This is a genomic window from Nonomuraea sp. NPDC049714 (assembly GCF_044465295.1).
In the GTDB taxonomy this organism is placed as follows: Bacteria; Actinomycetota; Actinomycetes; order Streptosporangiales; family Streptosporangiaceae; genus Nonomuraea.
Map to the genome: position 1 here is coordinate 92,600 of NZ_JBITLM010000015.1, position 24,050 is coordinate 116,649.

Annotated in this window: 21 protein-coding genes; 11 read left to right on the plus strand and 10 right to left on the minus strand. The window is 71.2% G+C overall.

What is annotated here, in order from left to right; translation table 11 throughout:
- Window positions 1-37: 37 nt before the first annotated feature.
- The 3 genes from ACIBQX_RS42040 to ACIBQX_RS42050 form a co-directional block, all read right to left on the minus strand.
- Window positions 38-577: a dihydrofolate reductase family protein gene (locus ACIBQX_RS42040; protein ID WP_397014800.1), complete on the minus strand. Its 540-nt coding sequence runs from the start codon at window positions 575-577 to the stop codon at window positions 38-40.
- 7 nt (window positions 578-584) lie between these two features.
- Window positions 585-1,181: a helix-turn-helix domain-containing protein gene (locus ACIBQX_RS42045; RefSeq protein ID WP_397014802.1), complete on the minus strand. Its 597-nt coding sequence runs from the start codon at window positions 1,179-1,181 to the stop codon at window positions 585-587.
- Window positions 1,182-1,300: 119 nt separating this feature from the next.
- Window positions 1,301-2,062 (minus strand): SDR family NAD(P)-dependent oxidoreductase, encoded by a 762-nt coding sequence (locus ACIBQX_RS42050; RefSeq protein WP_397014804.1) that lies wholly within the window; start codon window positions 2,060-2,062, stop codon window positions 1,301-1,303.
- Window positions 2,063-2,186: 124 nt separating this feature from the next.
- Between ACIBQX_RS42050 and ACIBQX_RS42055 the strand changes: the two genes are divergently transcribed.
- The gene (locus ACIBQX_RS42055) at window positions 2,187-4,469 is read left to right on the plus strand and encodes a HelD family protein (protein WP_397014806.1); all 2,283 of its coding nucleotides are present in this window, start codon (window positions 2,187-2,189) and stop codon (window positions 4,467-4,469) included.
- 6 nt (window positions 4,470-4,475) lie between these two features.
- On the opposite strand, the gene ACIBQX_RS42060 is transcribed toward ACIBQX_RS42055, so the two are convergent.
- Window positions 4,476-4,922 carry a MarR family winged helix-turn-helix transcriptional regulator gene (locus ACIBQX_RS42060; RefSeq protein WP_397014808.1) on the minus strand — a complete coding sequence of 149 codons (447 nt, stop codon included), beginning with the start codon at window positions 4,920-4,922 and terminating at the stop codon, window positions 4,476-4,478.
- Window positions 4,923-5,031: 109 nt separating this feature from the next.
- Here ACIBQX_RS42060 and ACIBQX_RS42065 point away from each other — a divergent pair, with 109 nt between their 5' ends.
- The 4 genes from ACIBQX_RS42065 to ACIBQX_RS42080 all read left to right on the plus strand — a co-directional run bounded on the left by ACIBQX_RS42065 (window position 5,032) and on the right by ACIBQX_RS42080 (window position 11,782).
- The gene (locus ACIBQX_RS42065) at window positions 5,032-8,238 is read left to right on the plus strand and encodes an efflux RND transporter permease subunit (protein ID WP_397014810.1); all 3,207 of its coding nucleotides are present in this window, start codon (window positions 5,032-5,034) and stop codon (window positions 8,236-8,238) included.
- A gap of 76 nt (window positions 8,239-8,314) precedes the next feature.
- Window positions 8,315-9,745, plus strand: a complete 1,431-nt coding sequence (purB, locus tag ACIBQX_RS42070) for an adenylosuccinate lyase (protein WP_397014812.1) — start codon at window positions 8,315-8,317, stop codon at window positions 9,743-9,745.
- Window positions 9,746-9,788: 43 nt separating this feature from the next.
- A complete protein-coding gene (locus ACIBQX_RS42075; protein ID WP_397014814.1) occupies window positions 9,789-10,556 on the plus strand; it encodes a GNAT family N-acetyltransferase in 768 nt (255 codons plus the stop codon).
- Between the two features lie 170 nt (window positions 10,557-10,726).
- Window positions 10,727-11,782 (plus strand): DUF4037 domain-containing protein, encoded by a 1,056-nt coding sequence (locus ACIBQX_RS42080; protein ID WP_397014816.1) that lies wholly within the window; start codon window positions 10,727-10,729, stop codon window positions 11,780-11,782.
- A gap of 21 nt (window positions 11,783-11,803) precedes the next feature.
- Here ACIBQX_RS42080 and ACIBQX_RS42085 read toward each other — a convergent pair whose 3' ends face one another.
- The 3 genes from ACIBQX_RS42085 to ACIBQX_RS42095 are packed head-to-tail and all read right to left on the minus strand — an operon-like array spanning window position 11,804 to window position 13,559.
- Window positions 11,804-12,595, minus strand: coding sequence for an SRPBCC family protein (locus ACIBQX_RS42085; protein ID WP_397014818.1), 792 nt, complete (start codon window positions 12,593-12,595; stop codon window positions 11,804-11,806).
- Window positions 12,592-12,897, minus strand: coding sequence for an ArsR/SmtB family transcription factor (locus tag ACIBQX_RS42090; RefSeq protein WP_397014820.1), 306 nt, complete (start codon window positions 12,895-12,897; stop codon window positions 12,592-12,594). Before ACIBQX_RS42090 ends, ACIBQX_RS42085 begins: the two co-directional genes overlap by 4 nt.
- A 41-nt stretch (window positions 12,898-12,938) precedes the next feature.
- On the minus strand, window positions 12,939-13,559 hold the full coding sequence (locus ACIBQX_RS42095) for a TetR/AcrR family transcriptional regulator (protein ID WP_397015142.1): 621 nt from the start codon (window positions 13,557-13,559) through the stop codon (window positions 12,939-12,941).
- A gap of 105 nt (window positions 13,560-13,664) precedes the next feature.
- Here ACIBQX_RS42095 and ACIBQX_RS42100 point away from each other — a divergent pair, with 105 nt between their 5' ends.
- On the plus strand, window positions 13,665-14,660 hold the full coding sequence (locus ACIBQX_RS42100) for an alpha/beta fold hydrolase (RefSeq protein ID WP_397014822.1): 996 nt from the start codon (window positions 13,665-13,667) through the stop codon (window positions 14,658-14,660).
- 1,073 nt (window positions 14,661-15,733) lie between these two features.
- Here ACIBQX_RS42100 and ACIBQX_RS42105 read toward each other — a convergent pair.
- On the minus strand, window positions 15,734-16,309 hold the full coding sequence (locus ACIBQX_RS42105; RefSeq protein WP_397014824.1) for a TetR/AcrR family transcriptional regulator: 576 nt from the start codon (window positions 16,307-16,309) through the stop codon (window positions 15,734-15,736).
- A 155-nt stretch (window positions 16,310-16,464) separates the two neighbouring features.
- On the opposite strand from ACIBQX_RS42105, the gene ACIBQX_RS42110 reads away from it, so the two are divergent.
- Window positions 16,465-17,379 carry an NmrA/HSCARG family protein gene (locus ACIBQX_RS42110; protein ID WP_397014826.1) on the plus strand — a complete coding sequence of 305 codons (915 nt, stop codon included), beginning with the start codon at window positions 16,465-16,467 and terminating at the stop codon, window positions 17,377-17,379.
- Window positions 17,376-18,281, plus strand: a complete 906-nt coding sequence (locus ACIBQX_RS42115; RefSeq protein ID WP_397014828.1) for a TIGR03620 family F420-dependent LLM class oxidoreductase — start codon at window positions 17,376-17,378, stop codon at window positions 18,279-18,281. Before ACIBQX_RS42110 ends, ACIBQX_RS42115 begins: the two co-directional genes overlap by 4 nt.
- A 183-nt stretch (window positions 18,282-18,464) precedes the next feature.
- On the opposite strand, the gene ACIBQX_RS42120 is transcribed toward ACIBQX_RS42115, so the two are convergent.
- A complete protein-coding gene (locus ACIBQX_RS42120; RefSeq protein WP_397014830.1) occupies window positions 18,465-19,127 on the minus strand; it encodes a response regulator in 663 nt (220 codons plus the stop codon).
- On the minus strand, window positions 19,091-20,266 hold the full coding sequence (locus ACIBQX_RS42125; protein ID WP_397014832.1) for a histidine kinase: 1,176 nt from the start codon (window positions 20,264-20,266) through the stop codon (window positions 19,091-19,093). Before ACIBQX_RS42125 ends, ACIBQX_RS42120 begins: the two co-directional genes overlap by 37 nt.
- A gap of 153 nt (window positions 20,267-20,419) precedes the next feature.
- On the opposite strand from ACIBQX_RS42125, the gene ACIBQX_RS42130 reads away from it, so the two are divergent.
- The 3 genes from ACIBQX_RS42130 to ACIBQX_RS42140 all read left to right on the plus strand — a co-directional run bounded on the left by ACIBQX_RS42130 (window position 20,420) and on the right by ACIBQX_RS42140 (window position 24,044).
- Window positions 20,420-21,325, plus strand: coding sequence for an ABC transporter ATP-binding protein (locus ACIBQX_RS42130; RefSeq protein ID WP_397014834.1), 906 nt, complete (start codon window positions 20,420-20,422; stop codon window positions 21,323-21,325).
- Entirely contained in the window at window positions 21,325-23,556 is a 2,232-nt protein-coding gene (locus tag ACIBQX_RS42135; RefSeq protein ID WP_397014836.1) for an alpha/beta fold hydrolase, read from the plus strand. The genes ACIBQX_RS42130 and ACIBQX_RS42135 overlap by 1 nt, the downstream gene beginning before the upstream one ends.
- 92 nt (window positions 23,557-23,648) lie before the next feature.
- On the plus strand, window positions 23,649-24,044 hold the full coding sequence (locus tag ACIBQX_RS42140) for a hypothetical protein (RefSeq protein ID WP_397014838.1): 396 nt from the start codon (window positions 23,649-23,651) through the stop codon (window positions 24,042-24,044).
- Window positions 24,045-24,050 lie beyond the last annotated feature (6 nt).

Consider the following 24,050-nt stretch of genomic DNA (forward strand, 5'->3'; position numbering starts at 1 on the left):
TCCCGCAGAATGTCCGCCAAATCCAGGGGTTCGCGCGTCAGGAGCCGACGGTGTAGGTGGACTGGACGACGCCGGCGCCGAACACCTGGGTGAACCGGTGGGTGAGCGAGATGTCGCCGTCGAGCGGGCCGAACAGCGGCAGGCCGGTGCCCAGCAGGACGGGGACCGTGGTGATGGTGAGGTCGTGGATCAGCCCCGCCCGCAGGAACGACCGGATCACCTGGCCGCCGTCGGCGTAGACGCGCTTGACGCCATGCCCGGCCAGCCCTTCGACGAGCCGGTCGAGGTCGCGGTAGACGGTGACGCGCGGGTCCGCGCCGGGCTCCAGGCGGGTGCTGAGCACGGCCACCCGCATGCCTTCGTACGGCCAGGTGTCGAAGGTCAGGCCGGCCTCGTAGGTGCCCCGGCCCATCACGATGGCGTCGATGCCGCTGATGAACTCCTGGTAGCCGAGGTCGTCGCCGGCGGCCTCGCCCCGGCTGGTGAGCCATTCGAGGTCGCCGTCGAGCCGGGCGATGAAGCCGTCGAGGCTGGTGCCGATGAACACCGAGGCGGTGAACGGTGCTGTAACCGTCATGGTCGTCTCACTTCCCGGCGCCCGCCCGGTAGGGGCGCAGCGTCTGGTCGAGGTCGTGGCGCAGGGTGGCGGCGAGGGTGTCCTCACCGGTCAGCGCCCACAGGATGAGCACGCCGTTGTAGGTGGTCTGAACGGCGCGGGCCAGCGCGGCGACGCCGGTGGCCGGGGTCAGCTCGCCCGCCGCGACCGCGTCGGCGAGCAGGGCGGCGATCTCCTCGCGGGTGCGCAGGGCGTGGCCGGCCGCGTGTGCCCGGAACTCCGGATCGGTCACGTCCAGCTGCAGGAAGCCGAGGCTGCCGGCGAGCTGTTCGGGCGTGGACGCGCCGGCCGACAGACCGGCGAGCGCGGCGTGCAGTGCCGCGAGGGGCGAGGGATGCTCCTGCCGGGCCCGTGCGAACGGGACGTGCGCGGTCTGCTCGGCGTGCGCGGCGAGCGCGAGCAGCAGCCCCCGTTTGGAGCCGAACCGCTGCACCAGCGTGGCGGGCGCCAGCCCCGCCTCCTGGGCGACCGCGGCCAGCGTGAGACCCTGCGGGCCGTGCCGCCCGATCGCCCGCGCGGCGGCCCCCAGGATCGCCTCGTCGCTGGTGGTGCGCGGTCTGGCCACGCTGGAACCCCCATTCGTGAACGGACGTTCGCTAACCTACCCGGAGGCCGCCCCATTTGTAAATGACCGTACATTTATCAATCACCCAAGGTGATCTACTTTGTAAAGGCGTGCCCTTCTCAGTGCACGAAGAAGCCGCCGTCCACGAACAGCATCTGCCCGGTGACGAACGCGCTGGCCTGGCTCGCCAGGAAGACGGCGGCTCCGGCGAAGTCCTCCGGCACCCCGTTGCGGCCGACCATGTGGCGGGCGGCGAGCTGCTCGACGCGGCCGGGCACGGCCTGGGCGGGCTCGGTGAGCGGGGTGAGCACGAAGCCGGGGATGATCGTGTTGACGCACACGCCGCGCGGCGACCAGGCCTCGGCCTGTGAGCGGGTCAGCCCGCCGAGGGCGGCCTTGGCGGCGCCGTACACACCGCTGTCGCCGAAGGCGCTCACGGTCTGCTGCGAGCCGATGTTGATGATGCGGCCCCAGCCGCGCTCGGCCATGCGCGGGCCGAAGTGCTGGCCGAGCAGGTAGGGGGCGGTGAGGTTGACCGCGATGGTCTGCTCGTAGTCGTCGGTGGTGAGCTCCGCCATGGGCTTGCGGATGTTGTTGGCGGCGTCGTTGACCAGGATGTCGATCCGGCCGGCCGCCTCGCAGACCCGCTGGACCGCCTGCCGGTCGCCCAGGTCGGCGCTGATGCTGGAGGCTCGCACGCCGTGCCGGCCGAGCCCGTCGACGGCCTGGTCGAGCTCGGCCTTCCTGCGTGCCACGATCACCACTTCGGCGCCGGCCCGCCCGAGGGCCTCGGCGATGCGGTGACCGATGCCGGAGCTGCCGCCCGTCACGAGGGCGCGGCGGCCGGCGAGGGAGAACAGCTCGCGAAGATAGTCAGCCACGACCGGTCAAGGTAGCACGGGCTCGCGCTCGACCCTTGCTCGGGGAGCGCGCGGACGAGTAGACTGAACAACTTGTCGCCAGGCGACAGTTTCGACAGTCCTCCTGTTAGGAGTATACCAGCGAATGGCTAATCGTCAAGATGCTCTTGCTGAAGCCCTTGACACCGAGCAGCGTGTCGTCTCAGCGCTGTACGACCGGCTCGACCAGGCCAGGACGCGCGCGCAGGCGACGCTGCGCCAGGTCCACGGTCAGGGCGATGCGATCGGCACCCGCCAGGCGATGGTGGAGCGCGAAGTGATGGCGTCGGAGCAGGCCAGGAGGCTGGCGCAGCTGCACGCCGTCGAACGCGGCCTGTGCTTCGGCAGGATCGACGACAGCTCGGGCCGGACGATCTACGTCGGCCGGATCGGGCTGCGTGACGACGAGCACGAGTCGGTGCTGATCGACTGGCGCGCGCCGGCCGCCCGCGCCTTCTACGTCGCCACGGCCACCGACCCCGGCGCGGTGCTGCGCCGCCGTCACCTGCACACCAGGGACCGCCGGGTGGTGGGGCTGGACGACGAGGTGTTCGACCTGACGGGGATGAGCGACGGCGACCGCCGCACCCTGGTGGGCGAGGCGGCGCTGCTGGCGGCGCTGCGCCGGGGCAGGACGGGCCGGATGGGCGACGTGGTGGCCACCATCCAGACCGAGCAGGACCGGGTGATCCGCGCCTCGATGCAGGGAGCCCTGGTGGTCCAGGGCGGCCCCGGCACCGGCAAGACGGTGGCGGCCCTGCACCGCGCCGCCTACCTGCTCTACACCCACCGCGCCACCCTGGAACGCCGCGGCGTGCTGGTGGTGGGCCCGAACGCGATGTTCCTGCGCTACATCAGCCAGGTGCTGCCCGCGCTCGGGGAGACGCAGGTGGTGATGGCGACGCTCGGCGAGTTGTTCCCGGGGGTGCGCGCCACCGCCGCCGACGAGCCGCGCGTCGCGGTGGTCAAGGGTGACGCCCGGATGGCCGGCGTGGTGGCCGCGGCGGTGCGGGAGCGGCAGCGGGTGCCCGAGGGCGACCTGGAGGTGGTGACCGACGGGCTCACGCTGCGGGTGCCGTACGAGGTGTGCGCGAGGTTGCGGGCGCGCGCGCAGGCGGTGCGCCTGCCGCACAACATGGCGCGCAAGCTGTACGTCCTGGAGATGCTCAAGGAGCTGGCCCTGGCCGAGGCGCGGGCGCTGGAGGCCTCGCTGCGGCTGGACGAGATGGAGCTGGAGGACCCGGAGCTGGCCGGGCCGCTGGATCTGGAGGGTGAGCTGGACGAGGTCGACCTGCGGCTGAACGGCCGGCGGTTGTGGGCGGAGCCGGAGGTGCGCCGGGCGCTCGACGAGCTGTGGCCGGAGCTGACGCCGCAGGGGCTGGTCTCGTGGCTGCTGGCCTCGCCGGAGACGCTGCGCGCGGTGTCCCCGCCGGGGCTGGACTGGCGGGCCCTGGTGCGACCGGCGGGCGCCGCGTGGACCGTGGACGACGTGCCGCTGCTGGACGAGGCCGCCGAGCTGCTGGGGGAGGACGACTCGGCCGAGCGGGAGGCGGGCAGGCGGCGGCAGGAGGACTGGCAGGAGCAGGAGCTGTACGCCGCGGAGGTGCTGCGCTCGACGGGTCTGGCGGAGGAGGGCATCTTCCAGCGGCCGGACGTGCTGGCCGAGCGGCACGCCGGCGACGGTGACGACCTGAGCACCGCGGACCGGGCCGCGCGCGACCGGACGTGGGCGTACGGGCACGTGATCGTCGACGAGGCGCAGGAGCTGTCGGCGATGGCCTGGCGGCTGGTCATGCGCCGGGTGCCGGCCAAGTCGCTGACGGTGGTGGGCGACATCGCGCAGACGGGCTCGGCGGCGGGCGCCCGATCGTGGGGCGAGGTGCTCGATCCCTACCTGGAGGGCCGCTGGCGCCAGGAGCGGCTGGAGGTGAACTACCGGACCCCGGCCGAGATCATGCGCGTGGCGGCGGACGTCCTGCGGGCGATCGATCCGGGGCTGCGGCCGCCGGAGTCGGTGCGGGAGGGCGAGGCCGCGCCGCGCGCGGTCCGTTCGGACGTGGCGGGCCTGCCCGGCATCGTGGCGGGGGAGCTGGCGGCGATCGGCGAGGGCCGGGTCGGCGTGGTGACCTCCGACGTCCGGCACGGGCAGGTCGCGGCGCTGTTCCCGGACGGCGACCTGGACGCGCGGGTGGTGGTGCTGACGGTGACGCAGGCCAAGGGGCTGGAGTTCGACGGGGTCGTGGTGGTGGATCCGGCGGGGATCGTGGCGCAGTCGCCGATGGGGACGCGGGATCTGTACGTGGCGATCACCCGGGCGACCCGGCGGCTGACGGTGGTCCACGAGGGCGATCTGCCCGCGCCGCTCGTCCGCCTTGAATCTACTTTGTAAAGGCGGTCACTCCGCGTACAGATCCATGGCGACCTCGCGCAGCCGGTCGGTGACCTTGTTCAGGCAGCGGAGCATCTCGGTGTCGAGATAGGCCATGACCGCCTGATACTGCTGCAGGCCGGCGTCGTTGATCTGGTCGATGAGCTTGGTGCCGGCCTCGGTGAGCTCGACCCGGCGCACCCGGCGGTCCTGCGGGTCCTCGTGCCGGCTGACGAGGCCGTGGGCGACCAGCCGGTCCACGATGCCGGTCACGGTGCCGAGCGCGACGCCGAGATGGTGGGCCAGGTCCTGGCCGGTGGCCGAGCCGTTGACCGACACCAGCAAGACGACCTTGAGCTGGCGCATCGTCAGGTTGGAGGCGAACAGGGGGGACTGGTGCTGGGCGAAGGCCCGGACGAGGCCACGCTGGTTGTCGATGATCCGCCGGATCAGCTCTTCACGTTCGTCGTTCACTTGCACCTCTTCGCTTTCCTGAGAAGGTTATCAGGAAAGTCACTTCTATCTAATAATTCGTTCAAGGCTAAGTGTTAGTCTCTGGGGCACTCATATTGAAGGGACGCCGATGACCGCACTCGCCCGGTTAAGCCTCGCTAATCGCAGCCTTGTGATCTTGCTCTCGCTCGTGCTCACCGCCTTCGGCGCGTTCACGATTCCGCAGCTCAAGCAGCAGTTGCTGCCTTCCCTGTCCTTCCCGGGCGCATTTGTGGTGGCGTCGTTCCCCGGCGCCTCGCCGGACATCGTGGAAGAGCAGGTCACCAAGCCGATCGAGGACTCTTTCCAGGGCCTGGACGGCATGGAGACGATGACGTCGACCTCGAAGGAGGGCCTGGCACAGATCCAGGTCGCCTTCGCTTTCGGCACCGACATCGAGGCGTCGCTGAACAAGATGCAGCAGGCGGTGTCCCGGATCCAGGGTCAGTTGCCGGCCAACGTCGAGCCGCAGGTGGTCGCGGGTAACACCGACGACATCCCGGTGCTGGTGCTGGCCGTGGGCGACGGCGGCGATCCGCGCGCCATGGCCGACGAGTTGCGCACGATCATGGTGCCTGAGCTGCAGGCCATCGAGGGGGTGCGGGAGGTCCAGGTCACCGGCACCCGCGACGAGGTCGTGACGATCACCCCCGACGTGAAGAAGATGGCGCGGGCCGGGGTGTCGCCGGCACAGATCCCCGAGGTGCTGAAGGCCAACGGCACGCCCATCCCGGCCGGCGCGCTGGTCGACGACGGCAAGTCCCTGACGGTGCAGGTGGGCGCCCGGGTCGACTCGCTCACCGACCTGCGCGACCTCTACCTGACACCCGCTCAGCCCCAGCCGCAGGCCCAGCCTCAACAGCAGCCGCAGCAGGCCCGCCCCGGCCAGCCGCAGGCGCAGGCGCAGCCGGTGGTCAAGCCCAAGCCGCTCAAGCCGGTCAAACTGGGCGACGTGGCCACGGTGGAGCGGGGCCTGGCCGAGGCCAGCACGATCACCCGCACCGACGGCAAGACGAGTCTCGGCGTGTCGGTGACGATGGCGCCCGACGGCAACGCGGTGGCGATCTCGCACGAGGTCACCGAGAAGCTGCCGGAGCTCGGCCGGGCGCTCGGCGACAGCTCCGACAAGGCGGTGGAGGTCGTCTTCGACCAGGCCCCGTACGTGGAGGAGTCGATCGAGAGCCTCACCACCGAAGGACTGCTCGGCCTGGCCTTCGCGGTGCTGGTCATCCTGGTGTTCCTGCTGTCAGTGCGCTCCACGCTGGTGACCGCGGTGTCCATCCCGCTGTCGGTGGTGATCGCGCTGATCGTGCTGTGGATGGGCGACCACTCGCTCAACATGCTGACGCTCGGCGCGCTCACGATCGCGGTCGGGCGGGTGGTGGACGACTCCATCGTGGTGCTGGAGAACATCAAACGCCATCTCAGCTACGGCGAGGCCAAGCAGTCCGCCATCCTGGCCGGTGTGCGCGAGGTGTCGGGCGCGGTGACGGCGTCCACGCTGACCACGGTCGCGGTGTTCGCGCCGATCGCCATCGTGGGCGGCATGGTGGGCGAGCTGTTCAGCCCGTTCGCGATCACCGTCGCGGTCGCGCTGATCGCCTCGCTGGTGGTGTCGCTGACCGTGGTGCCGGTGATGGCGTACTGGTTCCTCAAGGCGCCCGACCTGACGCCGGAGCAGGCCCGCGCCCAGCGTGAGGCCGCCGAGGCCAAGGAACTGCGCAGCCCCCTGCAGCGCGCCTACCTGCCGGTGCTGCGCTTCGCCACCCGGTTCAAGCTGGTGACGGTGCTGATCGGCGTGGCGGTGATGGTCGGCACGCTCGGGCTGGCGGGCGGCCTGCGGACCAACTTCCTGGACTCCTCCGGGCAGAACACGATCTCGCTCAGCCAGCGGATGCCCGTCGGCAGCGACCTGGAGACCACCGACAAGGCCGCCGCCAAGGTCGAGGACGCCCTGGCGGAGCTGGACGCGGTGGAGTCCTACCAGGTGAACGTGGGCGGCGGCGACGCCATGATGGGCGGCAGCGGCGGCGGCGCCGACCGGGCCTCCTACTCGGTGACGATCAAGGAGGGCGCCGAGACGCCCCAGGTGGAGCAGGAGCTCCGCGACAAGCTCGCCACCCTGTCCGGGATCGGCGAGGTCACCGTCGGAGCCGCCGGCGGCGGCGGGTTCTCCAGCGACACGGTGGACGTGATCGTGCGGGCGCCCGACGCCGACGCGCTGCGCGCTGCCGCCGACGCGGTCACCGGGGCGATGGGCCAGGTGACCGGGCTGCGTGACGTGGCGTCCAACCTGGAGAACAGCGCCCCGCGCATCGAGGTCCGCGTCGACCGGGAGGAAGCCGCCGAGCGCGGGCTGTCGGAGGCGCAGATCGGCCAGGCGGTGGCGCAGGCGTTCCGCGGCGCGCCGCTGGGCGAGCTCACCCTGGACGGCCGGGCCAGTGACCTGGTGCTGCGCGGCGACGACGCGCCGGAGAACGTCAAGGCGGTCGAGGACCTGGAGCTGGCGACCGCCGCGGGCATGGTGAAGCTGTCCACGGTCGCCGACGTCGAGGAGGTCGCCGGTCCCACCCAGATCACCAGGATCGACGGCGAACGCTCCGCGACGGTGTCGGCCAAGGCGTCCGCCGCCGACCTGGGCAGCGTGACCCAGGCCCTGACCACCAAGCTGGACGGGCTGGGCCTGGCCGCGGGCTCGTCGTACGAGATCGGTGGCGCGTCCGCCGACCAGGAGGACGCCTTCGCGGACCTCGGCATGGCGATGCTGGCCGCCATCGCGATCGTGTTCATGATCATGGTGGCGACGTTCCGGAGCTTCGTGCAGCCGCTCATCCTGCTGGTGTCGATCCCGTTCGCGGCGACCGGCGCGGTGGGCCTGCTGGTGGCGACGGACACGGCGATGGGCGTCCCCGCGCTGATCGGCATGCTCATGCTGATCGGCATCGTGGTGACGAACGCGATCGTGCTGATCGACCTGATCAACCAGTATCGGGACCAGGGGATGGGGATCGTGGAGGCGGTGATCGAAGGCGGCCGCCGCAGGCTGCGGCCGATCCTGATGACCGCCATCGCGACCATCTTCGCCCTGACGCCGATGGCGCTCGGAGTGACCGGCTCGGGCGGGTTCATCTCCCAGCCGCTGGCGATCGTGGTGATCGGCGGCCTGGTCACCTCGACGCTGCTGACGCTCGTTCTGGTGCCGACGCTCTACACGATGGTCGAGCGGGGCAAGGAGCGGCTGCGCCGCACCCCCGCCCCGGCCAAGACCGAGAGCAAGGTGCTGACGCCGACGTCGTGAGCCCCTGAAGGAGGGTTGCCCGCCCGTACGACCTGCGTGTCGTACGGGCGGACGCGTGTGAATACACTTGTCCGACGTGACTTCGAAGCCGCTTATCCCCGATGTTCTGGCCGCCCGCTACGCCTCACCGGACCTGGCCCGCCTGTGGTCGCCCGAGTACAAGGTGGTCGCGGAGCGGCGGCTGTGGCTGGCGGTCCTGCGAGCCCAGGCCGAGCTCGGCGTGGCGGTCCCCGAGCAGGCGATCGGCGACTACGACAAGGTCGTCGACCAGGTCGACCTGGCCTCGATCGCCGCGCGGGAGCGGGTGACGCGCCACGACGTGAAGGCGCGCATCGAGGAGTTCAACGCGCTGGCCGGGCACGAGCAGGTGCACAAGGGCATGACCTCCCGCGACCTGACGGAGAACGTCGAGCAGCTGCAGGTGCGTGACAGCCTGCTGCTGGCCCGCGACCGCGTGGTCGCCCTGCTGGCCCGCCTCGCCGCGCTGGCCACCTCGCACGAGGCCACCGTGATGGCCGGCCGCTCGCACAACGTGGCGGCGCAGGCCACCACCCTCGGCAAGCGCTTCGCCTCCGCCGCCGACGAGCTGCTCGTCGCCTACCGCAGGCTGGACGAGCTCATCGCCCGCTACCCGCTGCGCGGCGTCAAGGGCCCCGTCGGCACCGCGCAGGACATGCTCGACCTGCTGGGCGGCGACCCGGCCAAGCTCGCCGAGCTGGAGGACCGGGTGGCCGGCCACCTCGGCTTCACCCACCGATTCACCAGCGTCGGCCAGGTCTACCCCCGCTCGCTGGACTTCGAGGTGGTGACCGCCCTGGTCCAGCTCGCCGCCGCGCCCTCCTCGCTGGCCCGGACGATCCGCCTGATGGCCGGGCACGAGCTGGTCACCGAAGGGTTCAAGGAGGGGCAGGTCGGCTCCTCGGCGATGCCCCACAAGATGAACACCCGCTCCTGCGAACGCGTCAACGGCCTGACCGTGGTGCTGCGCGGCTACGCCTCCATGGTCGGGGAGCTGGCCGGCGACCAGTGGAACGAGGGCGACGTGTCGTGCTCGGTGGTGCGCCGGGTGGCGCTGCCGGACGCGTTCTTCGCCTTCGACGGGCTGGTGGAGACGATGCTGACGGTCCTGGACGAGTTCGGCGCGTTCCCGGCGGTCATCTCCGCCGAGCTCGACCGCTACCTGCCCTTCCTGGCCACGACGAAGATGCTGATGGCGGCCGTCCGCTCCGGGATGGGCCGCGAGCAGGCCCACGAGCTGATCAAGGAGCACGCGGTGGGCTCGGCGCTGGCGATGCGCTCGCGCGGCGCCGCCAACGAGCTGCTCGACCGGCTGGCCGCCGACGACCGGTTCCCCCTGGACCGGCCGGCGCTGGACGCGCTGCTGGCCGACCGGGTGTCGTTCACCGGCGCGGCTGGCGGCCAGGTGGCGGCGGTGGCCGAGCAGGTGGCCCAGGTCGTGGCCGCCCACCCCGGCGCGGCGGCCTATCGGCCGGGCGCGATCCTGTGACCGGCGGCGGGTTCGCGTCGGGTGCGGAGGCCCGGGAGGGGCGTTGATACGCGAGTTCACCAGCCTGGCGGAGCTGCGGGCCGCCTGCGATGACGACCTGCTGGTGTGGGCGGCGCAGGACCTGACCGGCCGCCGGTCGCGGGCGTGGGCGCTCGGCGACGCCGTGGTGGCCGCCGCCCCGGACATCTCCCGCCACGACCGGATCGCCGTCTGGGGCGGTCCGGCCTGCGCGGTGGAGCTGGTACGTCACGCGTTCGCAGAGCTGGGGCCCACTTACCGCCCGTTCGGGGAGCGGGAGCTGATGACGCGGGTCATGGCGGAGCTGACCGGGCTGAAGGTCTCGGGTGAGTTCTCCTGGATGAGTCTCACCGTCCCCCCGCCACCTGCGGACCCCGGTGCCGGGGAGGTCGGTGCTGAGGAGGTCAGCGCCGGGGAGGCCGGCTGGCTGGACGCGGCCGAAGAGGACGAGGTCGCGGCGTTGATCGCCCGGCACGCACCCGGGTCGTACGCGGTCCCGGGTGACGCGGGAGTGCGGCGGTGGGCCGGGGTGCGCATCGGCGGGAGGCCGGCCGCGGTCGCGGCCGATGCCTGGTCGGCGCCGTCGGTGGGGCTGCTGGCGGGCGTGGCCACGGCTGCGCGGTGGCGGGGACGGGGACTGGCCGAGCGGGTGTGCCGGTGGATGTCGCGGGAACTGGTGGCCGAGCACGGGCGGGCGGCCCTGATGGTCGACGACGACAACGCCACGGCCATCGCCCTTTACGAACGCCTCGGCTACCGCCGCCGCCTCGTGCTGTCTTCGGTGATGAACTGATCGCGGGTACGCCCCGGGGGCAACCCCTGTACCGAGCAGCTTCCAGAAGCCAGTGGGCCCGGCCGACCCCCCTGACGTGTCACCGTCCAGCCCCGTGGCATCTCGCCGCTGACCTGGCCGCGCTTAATTCGGATGAGCTTGGCAGGGTGGTCAGGCACAGTGGACGGGTGATGACCGATTTTGTACCTGGTATCGAACTGTCCCGCGCCTTTTACGCCGAGGCGGTGGCGCCGCTGCTGGCCGGAGTGCCGCACAGCGCCGCGTTGATCGGGCCGGGCTCCGAAGTGCTGTCCTTCGACACGAGCCGGTCCGCCGATCATGACTGGGGGCCGCGGGTGCTCGTCTTCGTCCCCGGTGGACTGGTTACCGCTGCCGAGGCCGAGGTCGCCGCCGGGCTGCCCGCGCGTTTCCGCGGCTTCGCGACCGTGTTCGACTATCACGGGGAGGTGCGGCCCGGTGTCGTGGTCGCCGAGCTGGGGGAGTGGCTGGAGGGGCAGCTCGGATTCGACCCCCGGCGGGGCATGTCGCTGCTGGACTGGCTGTCGGTGCCGTGGCAGCGGCTGGCCGAGGTGACCCAGGGCGACGTGTTCCACGACGGGCTGGCGGACGAGGTGTCCGCGACGGGCGGGCTGGAGGCGGTCCGGCGGGCGTTGCGCTGGTATCCGGAGGACGTGTGGCGTTATGTGCTCGCGTGTCAGTGGCGGCGCATCGCCCAGGAGGAGCCGTTCCCCGGCCGTTGCGGCGAGGTGGGGGACGAGCTCGGCTCGGCCGTCGAGGGGGCACGGCTGGCCCGGGACGTGATGCGCCTGGCGCTGCTGCTGCGCCGGCGCTACCCGCCGTACGCCAAATGGCTCGGCAGCGCGCTGGCCCGGATGCCCGGCTCCACCGAGCTGGGGGAGTCGCTCGGGGCGGCGCTGGCGGCCCGGTCATGGTGGGATCGGCAGGACGGCCTGTCGGCGGCGTACTCACGGCTGGCCGCGCTGCAGAACCGGATCGGGCTGGCCGGACGGCTCGACGAGCGGGTGCGCGGCTTCCACGACCGGCCGTTCCAGGTGATCGGCGGCGACCGGTTCGCCGACGCGCTGATGGCCGGGGTGTCGGACCCGTTGATCAAGCGGTTGCCGCCGGTGGGATGCGTCGACCAGCTCTCCGACTCCGTCGACCTGCTGATGAGACCGGGCCGCGCCAGGACCGTGACCGCCGCGGCCCTGGGCCTCACCGCCTGAACCACGCGGCCGCTGGTGCGGTCAGGCGGACAGGAGGGACGCGGCGAGGCTCTCGACGCGCGCTCGCCAGGCCGGCAGCGCGGTGGTGTCGCCGGTGTGGGTGAGGATGAGGCGCGCGCCGTGGCCGGTGCCTTCGGCCAGTTCCCAACGGACCGTGCCGCCCGCCGTGCCGCTCGCCGCGGCGTACTCGAGGAGCTTGCCGGGCTCGGCGCGGGTGACCGCGCCCGCCGGCACGCCGGGGACGGTGAACGGGGCGGGCGGCGCCGCGCCGGTGCGAGCCTGGTCGCCGTCCAGCGCCCGCCACACCGCCTCGGCCGGGCGGGTGAGCTGGCGCTCCACGTGTACGGTGCCGTCGGCGGTCTCGCCGGAGGTGAGGCCGAGGATCGCCACGTAGTCCTCGTGCAGCTGGGCGGTGTCGGGGGTGGTGGGCCGGCGGCCGTCGAGCAGGGCCAGCAGGGCGGCGACGCAGGTGTGCCAGCCGGCGGCGAAACTGGCCGCGCCGAAGCGGTCCCCGAACGTGTGCGTGAGCACCAGCACGCTGCCGTCCCCGTCAGGCCGTACCTCCCAGCGCAGCTCGTCGTCGCCCCACGTGTGGGCGAACACCCGCGGCGGGTCCAGCTCGGTCACTCTCCCGTCGGGGCCGAACTCGTAGGAGACGCGGTCGCCGGAGATCGTCATCTCGGCGGGGAACCAGTGTTTGAGGTGCTCCGGCTGGGTGATGGCCCGCCACACCTTGTCCGGCGGGTGCGGCAGCCTGCGCTCCAGGTGCAGGATGGTGCGGCCGTCCGGGTGGATGGTGAGGTGCTCGTTCACTGGTCCTCCATCGTGTCGAGGTGTCGTTCGAGCCGGTCGAGGCTGCCTGTCCACAGCCGCCGGTAGGGGGCGAGCCAGGCGTCGATCTCGGCGAGCGGTTGCGGGCGGATCTCGTACCAGCGGCGTTGGGCGTCCTTGCGCACGGCCACCAGCCCCGCCTCGCGCAGGACGCGCAGGTGTTTCGAGGTGCCAGGCTGGGTCAGGCCGAGCCGCTCGGTGAGCTCGCCGACCAGGTGAGGGCGTTCGAGCAGCAGGTCGAGGATCTGCCGCCGGGCGGGTTCCGCCAGCACGTCGAAGCGCATACCCTGAACATACCAGGATGGTTATATGCCTGAAAAGACATCTACCGTGGCGGGGTGCGACCCCAGCCGGTCATCACGTTGTCGATGGCGTTGAGCAGGACCTGGGCGGGGACCCCGTCGGAGGTCTGGAGGGAGAGGCCGTTGAGGAAGGTGTGATATTCGGTGGCCAGCGCGTCGACATCGCTGTCCGCCGGCAGTTCGCCGTCCTCGACGGCCTGGGCCAGGCGGTCGCGGATCGCGTCCCGGATCCGGCCGCGCTGGCGGCGCAGCGCCTCACGCACCTCGGGGCCGGCCTGGGAGGTGTTCGCCGCCCCCAGCACGACCAGGCACCCCCGAGGAGAGGCGAACCCGGTGAACAGCTCCACATGCTGCTTGAGCATGACCTCGATCGCCTGCCTGGCGGTGGGCTGCTCGGCCAGGGCCCGGCCGGTGATGCCCTCCCCGATCTTCGTGTAGCGGGCCATCGCCCGCAGGTAGAGCCGTTCCTTGCTGCCGAAGGCGCCGTAGATGCTCGGCGAGTTGATCCCCATGGCGCGGACCAGGTCGACCATCGACGTGCCGTCGTAGCCCTTCTCCCAGAACAGATGCATGGCCCGGTCCAGCACCTCGTCCTCGTCGAAGACCCGCGGCCGTCCCCGCCGCGCGCCGCCGCCATCCGCCATGACCACCTCCGGTGAACACCTTTCCCCATCGTACGACCGCTTTTGTGCTGTACGACACAAAAAAGGTAATCGCGTGGCCCATGGCCGCCTCCGAGGTGTTTTGTAATGGACAACATGAAATGGACCGACGCTTGGGAGCCCGCCATGACCGCGCACACCACCCCGTCCTCCGTCGCGACCCCGATCGGTTTCGGCTCGGTGACCGGCGTGCCGAACCTGCCCGAAGGGTTCACCGGCACCTTCCGGAGCCGGTTCGTCACCGCGAACGGCCTGCGGCTGCACGCCGTCACCGGCGGGCAGGGGCCCGCGTTGCTGCTGCTCGGCGGCTGGCCGCAGACCTGGTACGCCTGGCGCTTCGTCATGCCTGCCCTGGCCAGGGACTTCTCCGTCGTCGCCGTCGACCCGCGCGGCGTCGGCCTGTCCGACAAGCCCGACAGCGGCTACGACTCCGCGACCCTCGCCACCGACCTCGTCGCCCTGATGGAGGAACTCGGCCACCCGCGCTTCGCCATGGCCGGCCACGACATCGGCATGTGGACCGGCTATGCCATGGCCGCCGACCATCCCGGCCGGATCGAACGGCTCGCCGTCGCCGAGGCCATCATCCCCGGCATCTCGCCCTCACCGCCGCTCCTCGGCAGCCGCCGGCTCAGCGACCTGCTGTGGCACTTCACCTTCAACCGCGCCCACGAGGTCAACGAACGCCTGGTCCAAGGCCGCGAGGAGATCTACTTCGGCCACCAGTTCGCCACCAAGGCGGCCACCCCCACCTCCATCCCGGACTACGCCGTGCAGGTCTACGTCGACACCCTGCGCGACCCGCAGGCGCTACGGGCCAGCTTCGACTACTACCGGGCCATCGACGAGACGATCGAGCAGAGCCGCCGGCGCAGACAACACAAGATCACCATCCCGGTGCTGGCCATCGGCGGCGCGACCGCCTGTGGCGACGGCGTGGAGGCCGAGATGCGCAGCGTCGCGGAGGACGTCACCGGCCTGGTCATCCCCGACTGCGGCCACTACGTCCCCGAAGAGGCCCCCGAAATCCTGCTCGACGCACTGACGCGCTTCCTCGCCCCCTACAAGAACGCCGCCGCCTGAGCACGCCGATCACCCGGGCGGCGCCACCGGGCTCGGGGAGGCACCGGTGATCAGCCCCAGATGGATGTACGACTCCATGCCCCGGACGAGGACGTCAGGCAGATCGCACGCGGGGTGGCGGGCTCCAGCCGCCCCGCCACGATGCTCGGTGAGGAGCCGGGCCGACGAGCACGACCAGACGGGTCTCGAAGCCGGTGGCCTTCGTCGACGGCCCGGTTGGGCCGGCACAGCGCGATGTCGCGTGGGCGTGGTGTGGCCGTTCGCCTTCGCCTTCGCGTGGGCGTTCGAGGAAGCGCTGCATGGCGGTGTTGATGATGACGCAGGGCACCGTCTCAGCGACGACCAGAGAGGGCCGGCCACCGTCCCTCCCTGGTCGATCGCCGACTCTGGGCGGTCTGGGAGATCAGCGACCAGAGGATCTCGACGATCAACTGCTCTTCGGCATCCCCGCCATTTGGGTCGCCGAGGCGCGAGCCTGGCCACGGAACCGCCGTCATCTGGACGTACAGTTCCGATCACCCCGAACTGAGTCCAACCGCCTGCCACGCGGGGGAGATTCTTCGACAACGTGAGCCTCACCGACCACGTGTACAGGGTCTGGGTCGACTTCATCGCCGGGGGATCGCCTGGCTGGGCCGCCTACGACACCACCGAGGCCGTCGACGAGCGCGCGACCTCGGACGGAATCCGCCCGCTTTAGTGATCTACAGTGTAAAGGCGGGCGGGCTTGGCGCTGAGACTGCCCGCGATGAAGAGCTACCGTCCCGGCGAGATGCCGTGCTTCCGAGTCACCCGGCGCGACGCCATTCGGCCGGCGTCCGCTTTCGATGGTGATGCTGCGCGCGGAGGTCTCGTCGCTCAGCCGTAGGCGGCGGCCGAGCCCGCCAGAGGGGCGTGGCGGCTCTTGGCCTGAAGCTCCGGGGGGTCCGTCCGGATCGGGCCGGTTTCTGCCGCGCCGAGCGCCGCAGCTGGTGCAGGGTCCACCACTGACGGTGTGGGTCCTGACGGTGTGGGTCGAGCTTGGTGGGAGCGACCCGTCCTCAGCCAGCGTGCCCTCACATGCACATTTCGTGTCACATCTCTCGCCTCGTTGTTGCTTCTGTGGCGTGCACTCCGGTCAGGGCGAGGGTGAGCAGCCGGTCGGCCTGGTCTGCGCTGTCAGGTTCGTGCTCGACAGCCAGGCAGATGGCGTTGACGAGCTTGAGCAGGTCCGTGATGGAGACGTCGGTGCGGACGGCGTTCGCGTGGCGGGCGCGGGCCAGCAAGTCTGCTCCGGCGTTGGTGATCATCGTGTGGCAGGTGCCGCCGAAGGCAGGGTCGCCGTCGTGGGCCCCCCGCATCAGTGAGGCGGCCAGGCCCCGGTTGGACACGGCGTGCCTGGCGACGGCTCCCAGCCAGGTCGCCAGCGCGCGTCCGGGATCGGGGTCGGCGGCCAGGTCGGCGGCGATGGCGCACAGTGCCTCGACCTTGTCGCGGAAGACGGCCTCCAGGAGCAGCTGTCGGGAAGGGAAGTGCCGGTGCAGCGTGGCCGAGCCGACACCTGCGCGCCGGGCGATCTCCTCCAGTGAGGCCTCGGCTCCATGCTCGGCGATGGCCTCGGCGGCCGCGGCCAGGATGCGGTCGTAGTTGCGGCGCGCGTCCGCGCGCATCGGCCTCGTGGGTGAGGTCGTACGGCTGTTTGGTGGCATGTGATCTCCGGCGGGCTTGCAAAGTGGGGCGGCCCTCCATATCGTACTCATCCAGAACCGGAGGGCCACCCCATTTATACGGGTGGCCGCCGCATGCCTACGTCTGGAGACACATCGTGAAGACCATCGTGGTGGTGGGGGCGACCGGCCAGCAGGGCCGGGCCGTGACGGCGCATCTGCTCGCCGACGGCCGGCGGGTACGAGCGGTGACGCGCGATCCGGACGCCCCGGCGGCCCGGGAGCTGGCTCGGGCCGGCGCCGAAGTCGTCAGCGCCGAGATGGACGACGTCGACTCGCTCATCGCCGCAGCCGAAGACGCTGACGGCCTGTTCAGCGTGCAGCCCACCGTCGGCTCGCCGGGAACCCCGGCGAGCTTTTCCGCCGAGGACGAGGTCCGCTGGGGCTGCAACGTCGCCGACGCGGCGCACGCCGCCGGTGTGCGGCACCTGGTCTACGCCTCGCTCGCCGGCGCCGGTCGCCACGACACCGAGAAGCTCCCGCAGAACACGATCAACAAGTGGCGGATCGAACAGCACATCGCCCGGCTGGGCCTGCCCGCGACGTTCCTGCGCCCGGTCTCCTTCATGGAGAACTACACCGGCGGCTACCACCTGCACGACGGCACCGTCGCCACCGCGTTCGCCGCCGACGTGCCGCAGCAGATCATGGCCGTCGACGACGTCGGCGTCTTCGCCGCGCTGGCCTTCGCCCAGCCGGGCGACTGGATCGGGCGCGCGGTCGACCTGGCCGGGGACGAACTGACCCCCGTGCAGATCGCCGCGGCCATCTCCGAGGCCATCGGCCGGCCGCTGCCCTACGTCCAGATCCCGATCGAAGCGATCGCGCAACTCGGCGAGGTCTTCGCCTTCGCCTACACCTGGCTCAACGAACGCGGGTATCGCGCCGACATAGCCTTCACCCGCTCGCTGCACCCCGGCCTGCTGGACCTGCGCACCTGGCTGCAGCGGACCGGAGCCGCCCAGATCGCCGGCTTCCTGACCGCCCAGAGCACCACCCAGCAGGACCGATGAGCGCGTTCGACCTCGGACGGGTCGGCATCTGGGCGGGCGAGATGGATCGCTATCCTGCCCCCGCCGTACGCCGAGCAGTCGCCGCCATCGAGGACCTCGGCTACCCAGCCCTGTGGTTTCCCGAGACGACCGGCCGCGAAGCCATGGCCCAGGCCGCTCTGCTGTTGTCGGCCACCCGGCAGACGGTCATCGCCACCGGTACCGCGAGCATCTACGCCCGCGACGCGATCACCGCCGCGGCCGCACAGAGCACCCTTGCCGAGGCATTCCCCGGGCGGTTCCTGCTCGGTCTCGGCGTCAGCCACCCCGCCCTGGTCACCGACGTGCGCGGCCATCGGTTCGGCCCGCCGGTGGCGACCATGCGTGCCTACCTGACCGCGATGGACAACGCCCCCTTCGGCCCGGAGGTCCTGAAGGCGATGGGCACCGCCCCCTTCGGCCCGGCGATCCCCACAGCGCCCCGGGTCCTGGCCGCGCTGGGTCCGAAGATGCTCCAGCTCGCCGCCGAACACGCCTGGGGCGCCCACCCGCTGGGCATGCCGATCGAACACACCCGCCACGCCAGAAGCCTGCTCGGGCCGCACGCAATGCTGGCGGTCACCCAGCTCGTCGTCCTGGACCCGTCCCGCCGTGTCGCGGCCGAGCTGGCCCGCGCCCACGCGGCCGCCGCCCTGCCCAACCGGCTCACCCTGCTGCGCGATCTGGGATTCGACGATGCCGACTCCCTCCACGACCGGCTGGTCGATGCCCTGGTGGCCATCGGCGGGCCTGAGGACGTCGCCCGGCGCGTCGAGGAGCATCTCGACGCCGGCGCGGACCATGTCAGCCTGCACGTGCTTACGGCCACACCAGACGAGCCGCCACTGCGCCAATGGGAGCAGCTCGCCGCACAGTTGCTGTGAGCGGCGCCCAGCTACGGGGGCCATCCCGGTATGGGGACCGACAGGCCAGCGTCCTATCCTCCACCCGCAGTACTCGCGACCCCGCCAAGCGGGAAACTCGCCAAAGCGGGGACCCACCGAAGCGGGGACCCACGAAGGGCAGGCTGAACCGGGTCACCCCTTATCTCCCTCCTGAAGCTCGGGTCATCGGCTGGGGCTCGGGTCTGCCTCCAGGTAGGCCAGGACCGCCATCACCCGGCGGTTGTGATCATCGGAGGGCGGCAGCCCCAGCTTGGTGAAGATGTTGTTGGTGTGCTTGCTGATCGCCTTGTCGGTGACGAACAGGCGGGTGGCGATCGCGGCATTGGACAACCCTTCGGCCATCATCGCGAGCACCTCACGCTCTTTCGGCGTCAGCTCGCCGAGGGGCTCGTCCCTGCCCCTGCGGGTGAGGAGCTGGGAGATCACCTCTGAGTCCATCGCGGTGCCGCCCTCAGCCACCCGGCGCACCGACTCGACGAACTGCTCGACGTCGCCGATCCTGTCCTTCAGCAGGTAGCCGACCGCGCCCGACCGGTCGGACAGCAGCTCGCGGGCGTAGAGCTGCTCGACATACTGCGAGAGGATCAGCACGGGCAGCCCCGGCTGCCTTCTCCGTGCCTCCAGGGCGATCCGCAGCCCCTCGTCCGTCAGGGTCGGCGGCAGCCGGACGTCGATCACGGCCACGTCGGGCCGGTGCCGGATCAGCGCGTCGAGCAGCATCGGCCCGTTGTCGACAGCCTCGACCACCTCGAAACCGTGCGCCGTCAGCAGGCGGACGAGGCCGTCTCTCAGGAGTGCGAGATCTTCGGCGATGACAACGCGCACGGGAGCTCCATGGTGAGTTCGGTGGGGCCGCCTGGGGGACTGCGCACGATGAGCGTCCCGTCGAAGGCTGACAGGCGCCGCCGTATTCCGCCGAGGCCGGTGCCGGGCTCGGTGCCGGTCGTGGTGCTGGCTGGCGGGTGGGCGCCGCCGCGTCCATCATCGCCCACCGCCAATCGTAAAACGCCTTCGGAGTGGTGCAGGCGCACCCATGCCCGGGTGGCGGCGCTGTGCTTGGCCACGTTGGTGAGGGCTTCGGCGGCCGCGAAGTACACGGCGGACTCGACGGGCGGCTCAGGACGGGCGGGCAGGTCGATGTCGATCCGTACCGGCACCGGGCAGAGCAGCGCGGCGGCCTGGATGGCGCCGGCGAGCCCGCGGTCGGCGAGCACCGGCGGGTGGATGCCGCGCACCAGGTCGCGCAGGTCGATGAGGGCTTGCCCGGCCGACTCCCACGCCTCCCGCACCAGCTCGCGAACCTGATCGGGGTCGCTCGCACTCTTGGCCAGCCCGAGGTTCATCCGCATGGAGATGAGCCTGGCCTGCGCACCGTCATGCAGATCGCGCTCGATGCGGCGCACCTCGGCCGCCTGCGCGTCGACCGCCGCCGCCCTTGACTCGGTCAGCTCTCTGACCCGTCCTGCCAGGGAGGACGCGGGCCCCAGGAGCCGCTCGGCCAAGCGCGCCTGGAGCGTGTGCAGCAGCGGGACGGCCGCCAACCCGATCGCCGTGAGGGCCACGATGGCCAGCGACAGGTTGAGCGTCACCGACAGGCTGTTCTCCGCCGTACGGAGGCTGAGAATCGCGAGTGCGGCGGACAACGTCGCGCCGACGGCGATCAGACAGGCCGGTCCGACGACGGCATGCACGGCCAGCCAGGCGACCTCGCGCGCGGTGCGATCATGCCGGTGCGGCTCCGGAATCCGGCGCCCGAGCACCTGAGCCGCCCGCGCCCGATGGGCGCCGGTCAAGGCGCGGACCGCGACGAGCACACGGGACAGCGGGCGCCGCCCCGGCCCGCCGACCGGGATCAACGCCGCGGCCACCCCCAGCAGGGCGAGCAGCATCCATGCCGCCGCGCCGGTGGCGGCGTTCAGCAGCAGCCCAGCGGGAGGTTCGACGATGAGACGGATCCTGCGCACACCAGCAGTCTGCCCGTTCGGCGGTGCGCGGGCGAGGGAGCCAGCCCCACCACGACGAGGGAGAAATCCTACCTTCGCGGTGGGCGCAGGGCGATGGAGGAAGCGGGGCGGCACCTCAAAACTGGAGGCCGATACCGAAACGAGGGGATGTCTGTGATTGAAGTGACCGGCCTGACGATGCGGTACGGCGACGCATTGGCGGTCGACGACCTGACCTTCGCGGTGAAACCGGGCCTGGTGACCGGCTTCCTCGGCCCCAACGGTGCGGGCAAGTCCACCACGATGCGCGTGATCCTCGGCCTGGAGGCGCCCGACCGGGGGATCGCCCTCGTGAACGGCCGACCTTACCTTTCATTGAAGGAGCCGATGCGCCAGGTGGGCGCTTTGCTCGACGCGGCCGCGGTGCACGGCGGCCGGACCGCCGCAGCGCACCTGTGGTGTCTGGCCCGTAGTAACGGCATCGGCCGCGGCCGGGTCGGCGAGGTGCTGGAGCAGGTGGGGCTGGCCGAGGTCGCCGGCCGGCGGATCGCCGGGTTCTCGCTGGGCATGCGCCAGCGGCTCGGCATCGCCGCGGCGCTGCTCGGCGACCCCGGCGTGCTGATGTTCGACGAGCCGGTCAACGGGCTGGATCCCGAGGGCATCCGGTGGATCCGCGAGCTGATGCGGCTGCTGGCGGGGGAGGGGCGCACCGTGCTGGTCTCCAGCCATCTGATGAGTGAGATGGCGCTCACCGCCGACCACGTCGTGGTCATCGGGCGCGGCCGGCTGATCGCCGACACCACCATGCCGGAGCTGGTCGAGCGCTTTGCGCGAGGCGTGCTGGTCCGCGCGGCCGATCAGCGGACGCTGGCCGGAGTGCTGCGGGCGGATGGCGCGAGCGTGGTCGAGGAGGAGGGCGGGCTGTCGGTGAGCGGTCTCACCCCCGCACGGATCGGCGAGTTGGCCCTCGTGGGCGGGATCGCGCTGCGTGAGCTGACGCCGCGCAGTGCCTCTCTCGAGGAGGCGTTCATGCAGTTGACCGGGGAAAGCGTCGAGTTCGGCGCGGGGAGGGCCGCCTGATGACCGATGTGATCGCCTCCGAGTGGCTGAAGCTGCGTTCGCTGAGATCCAATCTCTACCTTCTGGCGTTCTCGGTGCTGTCCGTGGTGCTCTGCGCCGGGGTGATGTTCATGGTCACCAGGGGCTTCGACAATCAGACGGGCGATGACCTGCTGAGCTTCGAGAGCGTGGGCGCGGGGTTGGGCATGGGCCTGCCGGTCGCCTACTTCGCGATGGCCGCGCTGGGCGCCCTGTCCATCACTTCCGAATACACCACTGGTCATATCCACACGAGCCTGGTGGTGGTGCCGAGGCGGCAGCGCTTCCTGTTCGCCAAGATCCCGGCGCTGGTGGTCGTCACTCTGGTCGCGGGGCAGGTGCTCGTGTTCGCCATGCACGTCGCCGCGCAGGCCGTGCTGGGAGATCGCGCCGCGCAGGTCCTGCTCGACGGGCAGACCCTCGGCACGTCGCTGTCCGATCCGGGCGTGCTGCCCGGGCTGCTCGTCGCCGGTGCGGCCATGCCCCTGGTCGCCCTGGTCGGGCTCGGCCTGGGTGCGGTCATCCGGTCCACCGCGGGCTCCCTCGTCGCGCTGATCATGATGCTGTTCGTCCTGCCGGTGGTGGCGCAGACGCTGCCGTCACCGTGGCGGTCGCGGATCGGCTCCTTCATGGTGGAGAACCTGCCGGACCAGATCGTCGCCGGAGCCGCCCCAGGCCTCCTCTCCCCGCTCGCGGCCTGCGCCGTGTTGCTCGCCTACCCGGTGGTGGCGCTCACCGGGGGAGCGGTGGCGATCGCCGTGCGAGGCCGCGGGGCCTGGCCGTTGGTCGTGGGAGGGCTGCTGGCCGCACTGCTGGCCTCGGTGCTGCTGGTTCCGTCAGGCGCGGCGGCGTCCACGCTGTCGTGGAAGTCGTGTGGCGGAGATCTGGAGTGCGCCTCGGTCGAGGTGCCCGTCGACTGGTCGAAACCGTCCGGACGGAAGGTCTCCCTCCAGGTCGCCCGGCTGCCGGCCACGGGAACCCACCGCAGGATCGGCACAGTGTTCGCCATTCCCGGCGGACCGGGCGGCTCGGGCATCGAGGATCTGAAGGAGAAGGGCGGCAGCTTCGGCAAGCTCCGCCAGCGGTTCGACGTGGTCAGCGACGCCCCGCGCAACACCACCGATCTCGGTGTCATCCCGTTCGAGTGCCTGTCCACCGGCCCCTGGATCACCGTGCCCGGCAGCCGCGCCGCATACGACCGGCTGGCCGCACGAAACAGGGCGTCCGCCGAGCAATGCCGCAAAAGCGACCCCGAATACTTCGACAATCTCGACTCGGGCTCGGTCGCCAGGGACATCGAGGCGATTCGGGTGGCCCTCGGCGAGGACGAGCTGAGCTTCGTCGCCACCTCCTACGGTGGCGTGGTGGCCACCACCTATGCCCGGCTGTTTCCCGATCGCGTCCGTGCGATGTACATCGACGGCTCTGTTGACCACCTCGCCGACCATGCCACGCGAGCCCGGCTGAGATCCGGGTCGATCGAGGCGCAGTTCGCCCGGTTCGTCGCGTGGTGCGAGTCGGCCGCCGAATGCGCGCTGCACGGGCGCGATCCCGGTGCGGTGTGGCGCTCCCTCACCGCCGCCGCCGACCGCTCACCCGTGCCGGTGAAGGGGGAGCGGGCCGCCTATAGCGGGTTCGACCTCAAGGTCGCCGCCTCGGCGGACGTGACCAGCCCCGGCCCCGCGCCTGACTTCCCCAACTGGCAGCGGTTCGCCCGGGCCATCGACCAGGCCGTGCAAGGAGACGCCTCCGGCTTCGCCGACATCGTCAGGCCGGTCACGCAGAGCCTCAAGGTGCCCTCGTTCAGAGGCATGAACGTGACCCACTGCACGGACGGACTCGCCTTCGACAGCTACGAGGAGTTCCAGCGGATGAGAAGGCTCGGCGAGCGGATCTCCCCCAACTTCGCCGGAAACCAGCTCTGGCATCCGCTCGCCTGCGTCGGCTGGCCGTCCCCCATCACCAACCCCGCCGCCCCGCTACCCGCTGACCGGCTCCCGCCGCTTCTCGGCGCCGGCACGTGGATCGAGCACGCCGACGCGGCCAACATCGTCAGGGACGTGCCCGGCTCGTCCACCGTCCGCTACAACGGCCATGGTCATGGCCTCTACCTCTCCGGCAACCAGTGCACCATCTCCCACGCCAACCGCTACCTCACCTACCTCCGCCTACCCCCACCCGCCACCACCTGCGAACCGCCGCCCACGAGCTAGTGCCGCATCAGAAGATATTCGCCCCGTTGGTTTCCATCGCCGCGGGTGAGACTCCGCGATGCATCGCCGTGTGCACCGCGTACCCTCTCCACGTGACGCAGTCCCACCGAATGTTCGAGAACCCGCCTGCGCTGCCCCACGACATCGTCACCGAGGCGGTGGAACGCGGGCTCGGTGACACCACGCACGAACCTTCGGCGGCCGTGGCTCTGGTCGGCATCGCGCTGTACGACGACGATCGCGCGTTCATCGAGCACTGCTGCATCGAGGTGGGAATGAGGGCGGAGAGCGGGAGCCAGTTGCTCGGGCTGGCCGGCCTGTGCCTGGGCCACGCGGCCCGTAGGTTCGGGCAACTCAGTGAGCGAGCGGTAGCGCTGGCCGAAGCTCTGGCGACCCGGTCTGAGCTGGACCCTGCGGATGTCGACGGACGAGCCCTCGACGGGCTCGACGACATCCGCTCTTACCTGCACCGTGGCGAAGCCGAGTAGTTGCCG